15 protein-coding genes are annotated in these 16775 nt (G+C 61.0%); 9 read left to right on the forward strand and 6 right to left on the reverse strand.

The genetic code is table 11. From position 1 onward, the window contains the following. Nucleotides 1-38: 38 nt before the first annotated feature. Together ACILSR_RS11665 and ACILSR_RS11670 are read left to right on the forward strand one after the other, a co-directional pair. Complete coding sequence (locus ACILSR_RS11665; protein WP_395749945.1) at nt 39-884, forward strand: helix-turn-helix domain-containing protein; 846 nt, start codon at nt 39-41, stop codon at nt 882-884. Nucleotides 885-1114: 230 nt separating this feature from the next. Next, a complete protein-coding gene (locus ACILSR_RS11670; RefSeq protein WP_395749946.1) occupies nt 1115-2341 on the forward strand; it encodes a Gfo/Idh/MocA family protein in 1227 nt (408 codons plus the stop codon). A gap of 46 nt (nt 2342-2387) precedes the next feature. Here ACILSR_RS11670 and ACILSR_RS11675 read toward each other — a convergent pair whose 3' ends face one another. The 6 genes from ACILSR_RS11675 to ACILSR_RS11700 form a co-directional block, all read right to left on the reverse strand. Further along, nucleotides 2388-3710: an RNA polymerase sigma factor gene (locus ACILSR_RS11675; protein WP_395749947.1), complete on the reverse strand. Its 1323-nt coding sequence runs from the start codon at nt 3708-3710 to the stop codon at nt 2388-2390. Between the two features lie 92 nt (nt 3711-3802). Next, nucleotides 3803-4351 (reverse strand): DUF6924 domain-containing protein, encoded by a 549-nt coding sequence (locus ACILSR_RS11680; protein ID WP_395749948.1) that lies wholly within the window; start codon nt 4349-4351, stop codon nt 3803-3805. 168 nt (nt 4352-4519) lie between these two features. Then, nucleotides 4520-5629 (reverse strand): sialidase family protein, encoded by a 1110-nt coding sequence (locus ACILSR_RS11685; RefSeq protein WP_395749949.1) that lies wholly within the window; start codon nt 5627-5629, stop codon nt 4520-4522. Between the two features lie 102 nt (nt 5630-5731). After that, nucleotides 5732-6811, reverse strand: a complete 1080-nt coding sequence (locus ACILSR_RS11690; RefSeq protein WP_395749950.1) for a Gfo/Idh/MocA family protein — start codon at nt 6809-6811, stop codon at nt 5732-5734. A gap of 159 nt (nt 6812-6970) precedes the next feature. Next, complete coding sequence (gene otsB, locus ACILSR_RS11695; RefSeq protein ID WP_395749951.1) at nt 6971-7747, reverse strand: trehalose-phosphatase; 777 nt, start codon at nt 7745-7747, stop codon at nt 6971-6973. Continuing rightward, nucleotides 7744-9255, reverse strand: a complete 1512-nt coding sequence (locus tag ACILSR_RS11700) for a trehalose-6-phosphate synthase (RefSeq protein ID WP_395749952.1) — start codon at nt 9253-9255, stop codon at nt 7744-7746. The genes otsB and ACILSR_RS11700 overlap by 4 nt, the downstream gene beginning before the upstream one ends. A gap of 136 nt (nt 9256-9391) precedes the next feature. Here ACILSR_RS11700 and ACILSR_RS11705 point away from each other — a divergent pair, with 136 nt between their 5' ends. From ACILSR_RS11705 to ACILSR_RS11735, 7 genes are all read left to right on the forward strand, one after another. Then, on the forward strand, nt 9392-10984 hold the full coding sequence (locus tag ACILSR_RS11705) for a trehalase family glycosidase (protein WP_395749953.1): 1593 nt from the start codon (nt 9392-9394) through the stop codon (nt 10982-10984). Between the two features lie 194 nt (nt 10985-11178). After that, entirely contained in the window at nt 11179-11670 is a 492-nt protein-coding gene (locus ACILSR_RS11710) for a GNAT family N-acetyltransferase (RefSeq protein WP_395749954.1), read from the forward strand. A 257-nt stretch (nt 11671-11927) separates the two neighbouring features. Next, the gene (locus ACILSR_RS11715; protein WP_395749955.1) at nt 11928-13301 is read left to right on the forward strand and encodes a DUF1501 domain-containing protein; all 1374 of its coding nucleotides are present in this window, start codon (nt 11928-11930) and stop codon (nt 13299-13301) included. A 5-nt stretch (nt 13302-13306) separates the two neighbouring features. Beyond that, a complete protein-coding gene (locus tag ACILSR_RS11720) occupies nt 13307-13885 on the forward strand; it encodes a hypothetical protein (RefSeq protein WP_395749956.1) in 579 nt (192 codons plus the stop codon). An 11-nt stretch (nt 13886-13896) separates the two neighbouring features. Further along, nucleotides 13897-15621: a DUF1549 and DUF1553 domain-containing protein gene (locus tag ACILSR_RS11725; RefSeq protein ID WP_395749957.1), complete on the forward strand. Its 1725-nt coding sequence runs from the start codon at nt 13897-13899 to the stop codon at nt 15619-15621. Between the two features lie 110 nt (nt 15622-15731). Further along, on the forward strand, nt 15732-16139 hold the full coding sequence (locus tag ACILSR_RS11730) for a MotA/TolQ/ExbB proton channel family protein (RefSeq protein WP_395749958.1): 408 nt from the start codon (nt 15732-15734) through the stop codon (nt 16137-16139). A gap of 13 nt (nt 16140-16152) precedes the next feature. Next, nucleotides 16153-16626 (forward strand): hypothetical protein, encoded by a 474-nt coding sequence (locus tag ACILSR_RS11735; RefSeq protein WP_395749959.1) that lies wholly within the window; start codon nt 16153-16155, stop codon nt 16624-16626. The last annotated feature ends 149 nt before the right edge of the window (nt 16627-16775 follow it).

The raw sequence follows: 16775 nt of genomic DNA on the forward strand, positions 1-16775 counted from the left end.
CAATATCGGATTCTTTTCTTCGGGGCATCCTAGCAGCCGTGAACACAAACCACGAACGCGCTATGAACCACACTGCTTCCGCCCAGATCACCCCCCGCCAACGTTTCATCCAAAACCTCGCGGACAGCGAGTTGTTTCGGCACTACCAGAAGGCCTTCCACACGCTGACCAGCCTGCCGCTGAGTCTGGAAGCCGCCAGCGAAGATGAACACATCGAAGTCGTCCTGACCCGCAAAGGAGTGGCCGGCGTGGTCGAGTCAAAGGTGCCGGTCCGCGTGGGGAAAAACACCATCGCCACCATGCTCACCGGCAGCGTCCGCCTTCAGCCTGCAAACGCAGTCACCTTTGCTCCGGTCGCCAAGGCCCTGCTGGATGAGGACCGCACCGCTGCGGAGATCCGCGGTGCCAAGGTTCAGTTTGACCAGGTGCCGGTGATGTCTCCTGAACGCTACGAAGCTGCTTTGGCAATCCTCCAGTCCTTTGCCCTTCAGCTGGGAGAAAGCGCACACCGCCTTCTCTTTGCCACCGCTACTCATGAGCCTGAAGCCGTGCGCAATGCCAAAACCTTCATCCACTCTCATCTTGCCGAGCCGATGTCCCTTGAGGCCGTCGCCAGCGCGGTCAATGTCAGCCCCTTCCACTTCTGCAAGCTCTTCAAGCGCTCCACCGGCCTGACCTTCACGGATTTCGTCAACCGCGCCCGTGTGGAAAAAGCCAAGCGCATGCTCATGAAGCCCGCCGCACGCATCACCGAAGTGGCCTACGACGTCGGCTTCCAGAGCCTCTCTCACTTCAACCGCAGCTTCCGCCGCATCGCTGATGAATCCCCCACGGAATTCCGCAGCCGCATGAAGCACAGCGGACCGGCCTTGATGGCCGCTTAACCCTTTGTCGCCATGTGCACCGCACTGCGGTGTTTCGACGACATAGCCCCGGAAAGGACGCCTGAGCGCGTTGGGCCACCCTTTCCGGGGTTTTTTGTGTCCAGACTTCGCCATCGTCTGCTCCCAGCTCATGCGCAGATGCACTTGACCCCCCGCACCCTCTGCGCACACTCGCGCTTCACTCTTCCCCAACCCAGAACCGAGAAACTAGAAAACCCGAACACTTCTTTATGAGCCGGAAAATTCGTTATGGCATGATCGGCGGCGGACGCGGCGCCTTCATTGGCGGCGTCCATCGCATTGCAGCTTCGATCGATCAGCAGATCGAGCTTGTCTGCGGCGCGTTTTCCTCCGATCCCCAACGCTCCAAGGACAGCGGCGCGGATTTCTTCCTGCCCGCCGAGCGCTGCTACGGCAATTTTGAAGAAATGCTCCGCACGGAATCCGCCCTCCCGGCGGACAAGCGCATGGACTTCGTCTCCATCGTCACCCCCAACCACGTCCACTTCGCTGCCGCCAAGGCCGCACTCGAAGCCGGTTTCCACGTGCTCTCTGACAAGCCCGCCACCTTCAATCTCGCCCAGGCCAAAGAACTGGCAGGCATCGTCAAGGCCACCGGCAAGCTCTACGGCGTCACCTACAACTACACCGGCTACCCCCTCATGCGCCAGGCGCGCCAGATGATCGAGGAAGGCAAGCTCGGCGAAATCCGCAAAGTCGTGGTCGAATATCCCCAGGGCTGGCTCGCCACCATGCTGGAAAACACCGGGCAGAAGCAGGCCTCCTGGCGCGTGGACCCCGCCATCTGCGGCGCCGCCGGCTGCATGGGAGACATCGGCACCCACGCCATCAATCTCGCTGAATACGTCACCGGCCTGCACATCAAGGAACTCGCCGCAGACCTCACCATCTTCCTCGCCAAAGAAGGCCGCCGTCTCGAAGACGATGGCAATGTGCTCCTTCGCTTCACCAATGGCGCCAAGGGCGTGCTGCACTCCAGCCAGATCAGCGTCGGCTGTGAAAACAATCTCAGCCTCCGCGTCTATGGCTCCCTGGGTGGCATCGAGTGGTCCCAGCTCGATCCCAACACGATGATCGTCACCTCCCTGGACAAACCCAAGCAGATCTATCGCACTGGCCTCGGCTACCTCGGCAGCGCCGCCGCCGCCGCCACCCGCACCCCCTCCGGCCATCCAGAAGGCTACCTGGAAGGCTTTGCGAACATCTACCGCAACTTCGCCAACCACATCCGCGCCGTGAATGCGGGCACCCAGCCCAATCCCCTCGACATGGATTACCCCTCCATCGAGGAAGGCGTCGCCGGCATGGCCTTCATCGAGGCCGTCGTTGCCTCTTCGGCCAACAACGCCGCCTGGACCCCGCTGGACTACACGCCCACGACCCGCGCAAAGTATGGCGATGCCACGCTGAGCAGCGACCGCGGCGGCCTGTCGTAATCGACTTGGCAATGAAATAATGGAGTGATGCTCGCACAGGTGGGCATCACTCATCTGGCCGGTCCGGCGCCGCAGCCGGTTGGGTCTGCGCCGGTAAATTCCCTGGGTGCAGGCTCACACCGTTGCTGCTTCGCTCCAGGTTCGGATCAAAGGCAAACTCAAAGATCGCGCCGTCCAGGGTGTTGAGCACCCAGTCGCGCATGAGTTCCGCATCGTCCGCCACGGCAGCCTCCAGCCATGCCCGGCCTTTGGCGTCATCCAGCATTTCAAAGTCCATCTTCACCATGCCATTGTGCCCTGTGGGTGGCAGTGCGGAAATCCGCTTCAAGATCTGCTCTTCAAACTCCGGAGCTTCCATCGCGGCAATAAAGCGTTCCATCAGCTTGTTGAGTTCCACGCTCTTGCTGAGTTGCTCCTTGCTCATCCCGGCGTGGCGTCTCACGATGCCCTCCACCTTTTGCTGAACCTGGGGTGAAACCATCGCCGGACGGTAGTGCGGCACTACGGTGGCTGTAGCGGCGGACGCCTGCACTTTGCCCGCCACGGGTAAAGGCTGAACCGAAGTCCGGCGGGGAGTTGCAGATGGCCTCTCAACATCATCGTGCAGCACCAGCGGCACACTCAGTGCCGCGGCCGCTGTGGCAGTGGCTATCAGGATTTTCGTGGTCGTGGTCATGGCTAGGATGGTGGTCGTCGTGAAAGTCGTGGCAGGCGCAGCGGCGCCGCTGCTGCCCGCACCGCTCAAGGCCAGCTTGCCCAGAGAACTGCCCAGTTTCGCGGGCAGCACCGCTTCCGCCTTCTGCGCACTCAGTACCATGGCCAGCCCCGAACCGCACAGCACTCCGCGGCCCCGCAGCAGCTTGCGCAATTCCCTCACAGCCGACTCTAGCTGACGCGAAACCGTGGACTGGTTCACCCCAAGGCGGGACGCCAGTTCTTGCTGCGTGCAGCTTTCCAGATAATGCGCCACCAGCAGCTCTCTCACCTCCTCCGGCAGGTCATTCAAAGCGGCATCGATCTGCGGCTCCAGTTCCTCCCAGGCAGGCTCGGTGGCCCCTGCTTGAGTTTCGTCTTCCGCTGCAGCCCGCACCTCATGCCTTCTGCGGCGCGACTCGCCACGCAGGGCGTTGCAGGCCTTGCGCCACGCCACCCGGTGCAGCCATGCCGCCACGGACTCCACATTCCCCTGCGCGCTGCGTGCCAGTTCCAGAAATGTCTCCTGCGCCACATCCTCCGCCAGCGCCGCATCTCCAGTGATACGTCGCGCCGTTGCCAGGACCATTCCCCCATGCTCCCTCACCAGGGCCGCAAATGCCTCGGCGTCCCCATCGGAAAGGTAGCGCAGAAGCAGATGCCGTTGTGAATTCATGCGGAGCCGGAGAAGGTTGTTCGTTGTACATGGAAGACACCGGTCCTGTGTGCTTCATGCACCGGAGTGAAAAAATCCCCCTGAAAATCTGCTCAGGCCCTCGGCCTGCCACGCAGCATCTTGTAGGAATAGATGAGCGCCCGGCCAAGGAGCGTCTTCGGCGGAGAGGGCTTTTTCCGCACTGGAGGACGCGGCGCAGATGACACCTCATAGGTTTCTTTGTTTTCTCCTGGAAACCCGCGGAAGGTGTCCCCTTCCGCAGCATCGGCAAATTCCGCGAAGTCCATGTTCGCGATGGAGAGGTTGTTCTCGATCGCCTGAATCCGCGTCGGTAACGCACGAAACGTCCGGCCAGGTTCGTCCCGGAGATCCATCACCAGCAGGCTTTGCTCACGCTCTGAAAATGTCCGCGCATCCGCCAGAACAATAAAGGAATGGCCTTGCTTGCCGGAATTGCTCACGCACAAGGCCTCCGGGGTGACGTTGGCAAAACTGGCATCATCCACAAAGACGACGTGAGCCTCGAAACCATCCCTGCCGATCGGGCTGCTGATCAGAGCGCACAACCGGCTCCACGCATCATCATCGCTGAAGTCAGTGCGCAGGACGATGGGGTCCTTGGCGTCGGGCAGTGGTTTCATGGGTGAAAAATGATAAGGCCAAAGAACACCGCCAGTCATCAGGATTTCTTGTCAAAGTCAGCCCGCCGCACTTTAAAAGAACAGCCACCGGTACGAGCATCGCGACCGCGGCTCTCTTCCAATCCTTCAATGGGCGCAGAACCATGGGGAGGAGCGGTATCAGCTTTTTCATGGCCGCGCAGACAATACCGGCGGCAGCGTGACCTGCCAGCACGAGATGCGTTTGCTGCTGGGAGTGAAAATCAGCACGGTGCTCGCATCAAGTGCAGCCATGCTGGTGTTTCCCCCGCTGACTTTCGTCACGAGTTGTGCTGCGCTCCACTCGCGCCCAGTGCCGTCATGCGAGACATGAATGAAGCAGCCAAGCTTCGTGTGTGCCGTCAGCAAAACAAGAGTACCATTGCGCATCAGCAACAAGCTTGGCAGTTTTCCCGCCACTATCTGCCTCTGCGGACCTGCCACGATTTTCTCCACCGGCGTCCAAGTAGTCCCTTCATCCACCGACCGCGCTGCGACGAGGGCCGAGAGTTCGCTGCTGCCTGTGCGCACGACAGCCAGCAGCGATCCATCTGCGGTGCGTGCCACGCTGGTCTCAAGCCAGGGTGTGGTAACAGCAACGCCGGATTTTTGAATATCTGCTGCAGTGGTGATGGTGGAGAGAACCGACCAGTTCCGCCCTCGATCCTCCGAACGCAGCAGCAGCGCCCTTGTGCCACCCTTTCCCCACGCATACGCAGGCATCAGCCACGCCCCCTTGCCATCCTCAAAGAGATGCGGTAGCGGCCGCGCGATGATCTCAAGCTCCGGCGGACAATGCAACGCCGCGGCAGAGGTGGTCCAGCTACGTCCCTGATCCTTTGAGATGGCGATGGCATAAGCATCCGCAGGCACATCCGCACCCGTTTGCTCACCACGCTTTTTCGGATCCGGCGCCCAGCAGATGCCAAAGGCCACCAGGCTTCCGTCGCTCATGCGATCCTGCCACAGGTCAATGCATTGCGGGATCGGCCAGTCATCCGGACCTTGGGTCCAAGTTTTTCCGCCATCAATGGAATGGCTGGAGCCTGTCCCGGCCGTGCCGCCAAAATCATCGGGATGGTTGGCGTAGATCAATGCCACCGTTCGGACTTCCGTTTCACCCGCGACCACCGCCCAGCCTGCACCAGTTATTCCTGAACGCTCAACGACAGTCACGGCTGGCACTGGGCTAACGCTCTCAGAAGCAGCCCACGGCGCGAACGAGGATGCAAGCAAGATGACAAAGACGGCGCGCTTCATGGTGAGGGGCGGATAACTTCAGGGATCCTGCTCAGTCCAACAAAACGGGGAGAACAAGCACCATCGCTCATTCTCCCCGCTCAATCATTCAATCGATCCTTCTCAGATCGAAACCGGCTTCCCGCTTGTTGCAGAAGCATAGATCGCATCAATCACCTGCATCAGGCGCAGCGCCTGTTCCAGCGTGTTCAGCGGCTCGGCCTTGCCTTCCAGCACTTCGATGAAGTTCGCGGCGGAATCAATGCGGCCCATGTCTTCACACGCAGGAGTGGTGATGCTGCGGTTCACGCTGTGGCCGTTTTCCTGCACGTACAATTCGCAGGCGTCGATGGCGGTGTTGTCCAGGCCGTCAATGCCGAAGAGGCGCTGCACGCAACCGCCGGCCTTGGTGCCTTGGAAGACCACGGACACTTCCTCGCGCTTCACCATTTCCGCCCAGGAAACCTGGAGTGAGAGCACCTGGCCGCTCTTGAAGGTGACGAAGCCGTGCGCTGCGTTTTCCACATCGGTGATGCCGCCCACGCGGTCCGGGATGCCCCAGGGGCCCTTGAACTGCTTGTCGGTGATGAAGTCGGAGAAGGTCTGGCCGAGCACATGCGCTGGCTCAGGATAGCCCATGAAGTACATCGCCAGGTCCACCATGTGCAGGAGGTCGATGAGCGAGCCGCCACCGGCCAGTTCTTTGGTAGTGAACCAGCCGCCGAAGCCAGGGATGCCCGTTCGGCGGATCCACTTCGCCTGTGCGGAGTTGATGGTGCCCACGGCGCCCTGCTTGATGTACTTCATCATGGCCTGCGATTCCGGGCGGGCGCGGTTGTTGAAGTTGAAGAGCACCTGCTTGTTCGCCTTCTGCGCAGCGGCGATGATTTCCTTCACTTCATCCGCGTGCAGCGCCGGGGGCTTTTCGCAGAAGACGTGCTTGCCGGCCTCCAGGCACTGAATGGCCAGGGATTTGTGAAATTTGTTTGGCACGATGACGCTGACGGCGTCCACATCCGGCGCGGCCAGCATGGCCTCGACCGTTTCATATGGGGTGGTGATGCCCCACTTCGCCGCCGCCTTGGCCGCTGCTCCGGGAGCCGCGTCGCACACGGCGATGATTTCCGCCCCTGCTTTGCGGAATCCTGCCGCGTGATACTGCAACATGCCGCCGACTCCGATGACTCCTACTTTGATGGCCATAAAGGTGATTTTCTAAGGTGTGGTTGGTAAATTTGTCCGAGGGGCGCGAGAATGGAGATTCAGAGCCGCAGAGTCAAGGCGCGAAATGGCCGCGCCTCTCCGAAGTGATGTGAGCACTCCTGCCCGCAGGCCGAGCGTCCCAACATATTCGCTTCCCCACTACCCCCTCACTCCCGCCATCCACTCCAGGAGCTCCGCAGTATCCTCCGGATCACGCAGCCACGCTCTCGCGTCGCATTTCACCTCATCTCCCACCAGAAAGGTCCAGCCATCGGGCAGCTCGCGGAAAGCATCTAGGTCGGTGATGTCATCTCCCAAAAAAGCGGCCGCACGGGTGGGGATCTCGCAGCGTTCCATGAACCACCGCAGCGCCTTGCCTTTGTCCCACTCGGTGGCGGGCCGGATTTCCCAGATGCGTTTGGCGGGCCGCAGCCTCAGCGCGGCCACCTCCCTCAGTGCGGCCCTCACCCGTTCCTCCACTTCGGCGTGGGCATCATCCGCAGCCAGCCGGAAATGAATGGAGGCACTGCAGGTCTTGTCCTCGATCCACACTCCGGGAATGCGTGCCATAGCTGGCGCGAGCTGCTCCAGCACCGCACGCAGCGCAGGCCCGGCCTCAGCTGTGCCGGGGGCCACCGTCGTCACGCCTTCATACGCGATCTCCAGTCCGTGATTGCCCGCATACAGCGCTCCATCCACAGACGCCTTCTGTTGCAAATCAGCAATGGAGCGCCCCGAGATCAAAGCAAACATGACTCCCGGCTTTGCAATGAGCCGCTGCACCGCCGCCCGGGTACGCTCCGCCATGCACGCATCATCCGCATGCGAGACCAGCGGTGCCAATGTGCCATCGAAATCGCAGCCGATCATGATGTGCGGCTGGGTGAGCAGCCAGTGCCGCAGGGCTTCGCGTTGTTCAGTCCAGTGGGGAATCATTCGTTCACAGTGGCTTCGGAAATTTCCAGTTTCATCAGATGGCTGAGAATGTTCCCCGCCCAGCGGTACACATTGTTGTCCGCCACTTTTTCACGCATGCTTTTCATGCGCCTCTGCCGCTCCTCAGGCTCCATAGTCAACGCCTGGTGCATCGCCTGCGCCGTGTCATGAATGGAGAAGGGATTCACGCCCAGTGCCGTGTCCAGTTCCCGTGAGGCCCCGGTGAATTTGCTCAGAATCAGCACGCCATCGTTGTCCGCACGGCTGGCGGCAAACTCCTTCGCCACCAGGTTCATGCCATCGTGCAGCGAGTTCACGATGAAAAAGCGCGCCAGCCGATGCAGCGCCACCATGTCCACGGACCCGTGCTGCTTCTTGATCAGCGTCACCGGCTGCCAGTCCATCCGCCCCCAGCGCCAGTTCACCTTCTCCACCAGTTTGTCGATCTCATCTTCCACCGCCTGATACTCCGGCAGGTGAGACCGGCTCGGAGCGGCGATCTGCACAAACGAAAACTTGCCCCGCCACTCCGGGTGCGCCTCCATGAAAAAATCCAGGGCGCGCAGGCGCTCGGGAATGCCCTTGGTGTAGTCCAGCCGCTCGATGCCCACTCCCAGCAGCCTGTCGCCCAGCCGCAGCCTGCGGCACCACTTTTCCATGACCGCATCCACCTCCGGGCTCGCTGCCAGCGTCTCGTTGGCCTCATAGTCAATGCTGATGGGAAACGGACGCACGTTCGTCACATGTCCCCCGCGCGTGACGCGCCACCCCTCGCGATCCACCATCGCCTCCAGAGAGCTGTCCACCGTCTCAAAAAAGTTCTGGCAGTGGTTGCGAATGTGAAAGCCCAGCAGGTCGTTTCCCAGCAGCCCGTCCACAAGTTCATGTGACCACGGGCAGGTGCGAAACATCTCCCGGTTCGGCCAGGGAATGTGCCAGAACTGCGCCACCACGAGGTTGCTCCCGCCCAACTCCTTCACCATGCGTGGCAGCAGGCAGAAATGGTAATCCTGGATGAAGATGATGGCGCGCTCACCTGCCGCCTCTTCGATCACCGCTTTCGCAAAAATCCGGTTCACTTCCTGGTATGTCTCCCAATTGGCCAGCCGAAAAATGGGGCGCTTAAAAGCGATGTGGCACAGCGGCCACAGCCCTTCATTGGCAAAGCCATAGTAATACCCCTCCTCCTGCTCCGGCGTCAGCCACACCCGGCGCAGGGTATAGCTCGGATTCTCCGGCGGCACCGCCAGCCGGCCCTGCTCATCCGCCGTATCGCGGTCGGCATTTCCTGCACCATGGGCGATCCACGTGCCCTTCGTGGCCGCCATGATCGGCCGCAGCGCCGTGGCCAGACCGCCTGTGGTCTCGATGCACTCCATCTCTCCGCCCTCTCCATAACGGTGCATGTGCGGCTCACGGTTGGACACCACGATGAACTTCACCCCGCTGAGCCGCGTCTCGATCAGTTCCCGCAGCAGTTCTTTCGTCCATGTGCGGCTGGTGATCATAGTGGCATCCCGGTTGAGCGGCTGTCGGTGATTTCTGATTAAACCCACGGCTGCCGCCCGCCCGTGAGCCGAATAAGGGGTACGCCTGATGAATCGCACCTCGCATGACACCAGGCGGTAGAAAACCACCCGATCCGTGAACAAGGAAGAACACCCCTTTCCCTCCACAGGCGACATCGCCCGCCTCGTGCACCACATTCAAAACGAATGGCCTGGACTCAGCCGCGGCCTGCGCCAGGTGGCCGAAGCCGTGTGCGATGTGAAACTCGGCGAGGCAGGTTCTCAAGGCTGCCCCATTTACATTTCCCGCTCGGAGGATCTGCCCCGCGTACAGCGCATTTTTGAAAAATCGCTGTCCTCCAATCAGATGACCACCCTGCGCCTCAAAGTGCTGCCCTCAGACCCCGCGCGCATCGACGAGCATGGCCTGCTCTTCCTCCCCGGCCGCTACGTGGTGCCCGGCGGCCGCTTCAATGAAATGTATGGCTGGGACAGCTACTTCATCGCCCTCGGCCTGCTGCGTCAGGGCCGCGTGGCCATGGCCCGGGCCATTGCCGATCAATGCCTCTACCAGGTGGAGCACTACGGCACGGTGCTCACTGCCAACCGCACCTACTACCTCACCCGCTCTCATCCCCCTTTTCTTGGCCGCTTGGTCCTGGCAGTCTATCGCGCCAGCGGGGATCTCGTCTGGCTCAAGCGCACCCTGCCGCTGCTGGAAAAATTCTACTACTACTGGACGGTGCCGCCCCACCTGGTCTCCGGCATGAATCTCTCACGCTACTATGACTTCGCGCAGGGGCCCGCTCCCGAAGTCGCTCTGGGGGAGGTGGACGAGCATGGCCGCAACCACTACGAACGCCTGCGCCTCAACCTCGCCGCCGGCGGTGAATACGTGCAGGACGCCAGCGACTTTCTCGATCCCGAAACGGGCGCCCTCACCACCCGCGCCTACCACGCAGACCGCAGCATGCGCGAGTCCGGCTTCGACGTCAGCGGTCGCTTTGGCTTCGCCAATCTCGACGTGCTCGACATCATGCCCGCCTGCCTCAACACCCTCCTCTGGCGGCTGGAAGTGGACATCGCCAAAGTGCGCGCCTTCCTCGATGCCACCGCCTCTCTCAATGTCTGGCAGGAGCGCGCCCATCAGCGCGCAGCCGCCATCAATGAGCACCTTTGGGACGAAGAGGCTGGCCTTTTCTATGACTTCGATGGCCGCTCCGGACGCCGCCGCGCCTACCCCTTTGCCACCACCTTCTGGCCGCTTTGGGCAGGTTTCGCCACACGTGAGCAGGCAGCCAAAATCGTTGCCCGCCTGCCAGACTTCGAAGCCCCCGGCGGCCTCCTCACCAGCCTGCACCCCAGCGGCTGCCAGTGGGACAAACCCTTTGGCTGGGCTCCCCTGAACTATCTCGCCGTCATGGGCCTTCACCGCTACGGCTACCGCCATGAGGCGCGCCGCATCGCCCGCCGCTTCGTCACCCTCGTCGCCTCCGAGTTCCGCCGCACCGGCATGCTTTTTGAAAAATACGACCTCGAAGGCATGACCAGCGACGTCACCGGCAAGATCCAGTTTGGCTACCCCACCAACGAACCCGGCTTTGGCTGGACCAACGCCTGCACCATGGAACTCCTCGACTACCTCGGCTGCCTCGGCGACCTCGACACCGAGCAGACCTTTACGTCGAAAATCACCCTCCCTCCACGCACGGTAAATCCCGCGGCGTAAGGTCGTTTGTCGTCCTGCTCGAACTCGTCCTCGGTCAAGTCGCTGCGCTCTGACATAAATGGGTTCAGGGAGTTTAGGCGTATTGGTCGGGCAGTGCCATTCGTCCCCCACACCTCCAATTTGCAGTTTTCATTTTTCAGTTCGCAGTTTTCAGTCCTTCCTTAATCATCCCATCATCAGAAGGACGACGCCCCATGCCCGCCACCCTACGACCCGCCACCGCCGCAGACCTCCCGGCCATCAATGCCATCTACAATCACTACGTCGAGCACAGCACCTGCACTTATCAAACCGTCCCCAGCACCGCGCAGGAACGGCAGGACTGGTTTGACGCCCACGGCCCCGAGCATCCTGTGATCGTCGCGGAGGAAAACGGCACCATCATCGGCTGGGGTTCTCTCAGCCGCTTTCATCCCCGCCAGGCCTACTGCCACAGCGTCGAGGACTCCGTTTATCTTCATCACGAGCATCAGGGAAGAGGCCTCGGCAGCCTTATCCTCGGCGAGCTCCTGCGCCTCGCCAAAGAACTCGGCCACCACACCGTCCTAGGTGGCATTGATGCCGACCAGGCAGGCAGCATCGCCCTCCATGCCAAATTCGGCTTCGTCAAAGTCTCCCACCTCAAGGAAGTCGGCCACAAGCACGGCCGCTGGCTCGATGTACTGTGGATGCAGAAGATGCTGTAGCCAAGTTGCCCAGTTGCGCCGCAACTGGAGCCTTCCCACCCGCATAAGCAACTCGGCAAAGCAGACCTTTTGGAGTGCGGTCGCGCAGCGAGGCACGAGCGCAGCTACCGCTTTCCGCAAGCCGGTAACATATACAAGCCAAAGAGCGCTCCCGAGCACCCTGCGCTAACCCGTCACGCTCCAGATGCCCTCCCCGCCACTCTTGACCTTTTCCGCCCCACCCGCTAGAACCGCCCTCGTACCATCGTCTTGATGCCATGCACCGCGAGTTCGACACCCTTTCCCGCCGCCGCTTTCTCGGCAGCTCGGCCATGGGCTTGTCCAGCGTCGCGCTGTCCCATCTGATGGCGGACACACGCTCGCACTTTCCCGCAAAGGCCAAGCGCGTCATCTGGCTCTTCATGCACGGCGGCCCGAGCCACCTCGATCTCTTCGATCCCAAGCCTGATCTCATCCGTCACGCCGGCAAGCCTTTGCCAGAGAGCTACGGCGCAGTCGAGACGCGGCGCAAGGTCGCGCAAAATCCCCTCCTCGCGCCGGTCAAATCTTTCCGCAAACATGGCCAGAGCGGCATCGAGATCAGCGACTTCCTGCCCAACATGGCACAGCTCGCCGATGAGATGTGCGTCATCCGCAGCTGCCATGGCGACAGCGTGAATCATCCGCAGTCCGTCTATCAGATGAACACCGGCTCCATCCAGATGGGCAAGCCGAGTGTGGGCAGTTGGGTCTCTTACGGCCTCGGTTCTGAAAACGCCGACATGCCCGCCTTCGTCGTCATGCCAGATCCCGGCGGCGGCCTAAAAGGCGGCCCGCCCTCCTGGGGCAGTGGCTACCTGCCCGCCACCTACCAGGGCACCACCATGCGAGCCGGGAACAATCCCATCCTCCATCTGCAAAGCCCGCACAGCAGCGCCCGCCAGCGCGCCACGCTGGATCTCATCCAGCAGATGAATGCGCAGCACCTCGCGCAGCACGCAGCGGACAGCGAACTCGACGCGCGCATCCGCAGCTACGAACTGGCCTTTCGCATGCAAAGCGCCGCGCCTGAAGCCGTGGACATTTCCCGCGAAACGCAGGCCACCAAGCATCTCTACGGCATCGACGATCCCACCACCAAGGAGTTCGGCACCCGCTGCCTCCTTGCCCGCCGCATGATCGAGCGCGGCGTCCGCTTTGTGCAGCTTTATTCCGGCGATACCAACGGCTGGGACGCGCACGAAAACGTGCTCAAAAATCACTCCGAATATTGCGCCCGCACCGACAGGCCCGTGGCCGGTTTGCTCATGGATCTGAAACAACGCGGCCTCCTCGAAGACACCCTCGTGATCTGGGGCGGAGAATTCGGCCGCATGCCCATGAGCGAAAAAGGCGTGGGCCGCGATCACAATCCCTGGGGCTTCACCACCGTCCTCATGGGCGCCGGCGTCAAGCACGGCCACGTCCACGGCGCCACCGATGAATTCGGTCTGCGCGCCGCCCAGGACAAAGTCCACATCCGCGATCTCCACGCCACCATCCTCCACCTCCTCGGCCTCGATCACGAACGCCTCACCTTCCGCCTCAACGGCCTCGACCAAAAACTGACGGGCGTCGATGGCAGCGAGGTCGTCAAAGGAATACTGGCGTAGCTGCTATGAGCACTTCTTATCCAAATGCCCGGCAGCATATTCAGGAGGCTTATCCCGAGGCCCTTTTTAAATCCCAGACAGCCGCAGAATGGACAGGCCCGTTTGAGCTTCCGGTGGAAATCCTCGATTACTATCAAACATTTGGGCCGGTTGACGTGAACATCGCAGGGTATGGGAATCCCTATTTCCTCCCTTCATTGGCCAGACTTTGGAGCTTCCAAGCCGGCTATCGATATCATCCTCAATCAGGCGAAACATTCCCGGATTGGAACGCAGACTGGCTCGTTGTGGCCGACGAAGGCGGTGACCCATTTATTTTCTCGCTCTCGGCGAAGACCATCCTGCATGCGTATCATGGAGAGGGGTCATGGAATCCAGAACCCATCTTCAACCGTCTTGGTGACATGGTGTTTTGTTTTGCGACCCTCGGACATATTGTTGCCAGGAATCCCGACCAACTCACAGACGAGGACGACATGATTCAACCTCAGCACATCGAAAGTGCGCGAAATCGAATGGTTTCTGAACTCGGCTCCACGGAGAAGGCGGAATTCATTTTGGCCTCCATGGCCTGGACTCGATAGACATTGAAGAAATGAAACTCGTCTTCTTCCTCACGCTGCTGCTGATCGCGCCCTGCGCCCACGCCGTCTCCATCCGTGCCTCCGCTGATCCAGTCAAAGACGAACGCCCCATCAAGGCCGAAGACAAAGAACACTGGGCCTTCAAACCTCTCCAGCCCGCTCCCGAAAAAACCGGCATCGACGATCTCGCCAAACCCGCCTCACAGCCCGCCGATCCTGCCACGCTCATCCGCCGCCTCACCTTCGATCTCACCGGCCTCCCACCCACTCCCGAAGAAGTCACGGCCTTCACGCGAGAGCACATCCAGCATCCAGCATCCAGCATCGAGCATTTAGCCACCCGCCTTCTCGCATCCCCACGTTACGGCGAGCACTGGGCGCAGTGGTGGCTCGACCTTGCGCGCTACGCGGACACCGACGGCTTCGAGTACGACGCCGAACGCAACCGCGCCTGGCAGTATCGCGACTGGGTCATCAACGCGCTCAACAGCGACATGCCCTTCGATGCCTTCGTACAGCATCAGATCGCCGGAGATCTGATGGGCGATGAAGTCGCCACCGGCTTCCTCTTCGCCTGCCCGGACATGCCGGACCTCAACAATCAGGATGAGCGCCGCCACGTGCTGCTCAATGACATCGCCACCACCGTCGGCTCCGTGGGCTTGGGCCTCACCGTCGGCTGTGCGCAGTGCCACGACCATCCTTACGATCCCATCAGCCAGGCCGACTTCTACCGCCTGCGCGCCTTCTTTGATAACACCGTGCTGACCAAGAACAGCAAGCCCCTCGGCCCCGCCGTGCGCGTCTTCACCGAAGGAATTCCCGCCAGCACCGTCTTTGTGCGCGGCGACTTCAAACGCCCCGGCCCCGCGATCCAGCCCGCCTTCCCTCGCGTCTTTGGTGCCACGCCGCCGCAGGCCGACCGCCTCGCGCTCGCGCAATGGCTCACCAGCAAGGACAACGCCCTCTTCCTGCGCACCATGGCCAACCGCCTCTGGCAGCAGCACTTCGGCACCCCTCTCGCCGCCATTCCCGGCGATCTCGGTCATCAAGGCGAAGCGCCCACCAATCCTGCACTTCTTGACTGGCTCGCCGCCGAACTCCCTCGCCAAAACTGGAGCCTCAAAAAGCTGCACAGGGTCATCGTCATGTCGAAGGCCTATCAGCAGAAAGCCGCCCAGCCCATACGCCTCACCGGAGAAATGCTGCGCGATTCCATGCTCAGCATCAGCGGCCAGCTCAATCTCAAAACTAGCGGCCCCGGCGTCAAACTCCCCCTGCCCAAAGAGATCGCCAGTACGCTCCTCAAAAACCAAGGAGAATCCACCAAGGACGTGACCGAGCACACCCGCCGCAGCATCTACACCTTTGCCCGCCGCAATCTTCGCAACCCACTCTTCGAACTCTTCGACCGCCCCGATGCCCAGATGAGCTGCGCCCGCCGCAATGCCTCCACCACCGCTCCGCAGTCCCTGATGCTGCTCAATTCCGAGTTCACCCACGGCATCGCCGCCAAACTCGCCACCGACTTGAACCAGCAGCATGGCTCCGATGCCACCGCCCTCATCACCGCCGCCACCCTGCGCTGCCTCTCCCGCAATCCCACGCAACAGGAACTCGCCATCGGCCAGAAGTTCCTGCAAAAACAAACCGTCCTCACACCCGGCTTCCGTGAAGCCCTGGCCGACTACTGCCTGGCCTTGCTGAACTCAAACGAGTTTGTCTACCTCGACTGAAGTAGCTCGGGCAATCCTGCCCGAGACGAGCGCGTTCGCCAAGGGTAGGATCGCCCGTGCTGCTGAAAGCCTTGCTAAACCCAACGCCGCCCGTTTAAATCCGCCGCACCATGAACGAATCCCCCTCTCAAAGCGGAGCCTTCATCGCCAAGCTCGGAGCCTGGCTGCAGCTCGCCCAGTTCATCGGCCTCGCGGGAACGGTGAAAGGCATGATGGCCGCCTTCGACTCACTCAAAACCACAGGCGGCGGCGACCCTGAAGTGCTCAGCGGAGCCATCGGCGAAGTGCTCATCTCATCTGCCGTCGGCATTGCGATCTCGTTCATCGGTGTCCTGCTGGTGCTCTTCTCCATCACCGCGTGCCGCTACCGTGCCGTGTGGATGTTCTGGTTTCTCTGTCTTTACGGCGGCCTAATCACTTTCAGCTACTTCCTCCCTTTCGGCCTGTTTTTCCTCATCTTCGCTCTGATGAAAAAGGATGAGTTCTTGCGACCCCAGGCACCCGCCATGGCTGCTTGAAGATTTCGTGCTCATGACCGAAACGCCACCATCGCCCCTAGTAGCCTTCGTCGCCAAGCTGGGCGCCTGGCTTCAAGCGGCTCCCGTGCTCGGCATTGTGGCCGCCATGTTCGGTGTGATTGAGGCATTCGACGTACTCAAAACCAGCGGTGCGGGCGATCCTGTGAGACTCACTGCGGCCATAGGAGATATGACCACCTGCATTGAGGTCGCGGCTTTGCTGGCCTTGAGCGGACTTGTGCTCGTGACCGGCACGATCACCGTCTGCGCCTTTCGTTCCAAGTGGATGTTCAAGTTTCTGCGCTCATTTGGTGCCCTGAGCTTGGTTCTGAGTCTGCTGCCTCTGGTGTTCGGGCATTTCGAAATCAGTCTTTACCTGCCCTTTGGCTTGTTCTTCCTCATCTTTTCCCACGTGAAGAAGGATGAGTTCATGCGGGCTCTCCCGGTCAGGCACAAGCTCCCCTCCTGCTACAAGCTCGACGACTAAAACGGGTCTTCACCCGCGCTCGCCTCCCTCGCTTCTCACACAATATCACTCAGTGGCAGAGATAGTCGGGACCATCTGTGGTTTTTACCACGACATATCATAACCGCGCTTGCTTTAGCCCCCTCCACTTGAATTTACGATACATTCAG

This window comes from Prosthecobacter sp., from assembly GCF_044222565.1.
Taxonomy (GTDB): domain Bacteria; phylum Verrucomicrobiota; class Verrucomicrobiia; order Verrucomicrobiales; family Verrucomicrobiaceae; genus Prosthecobacter.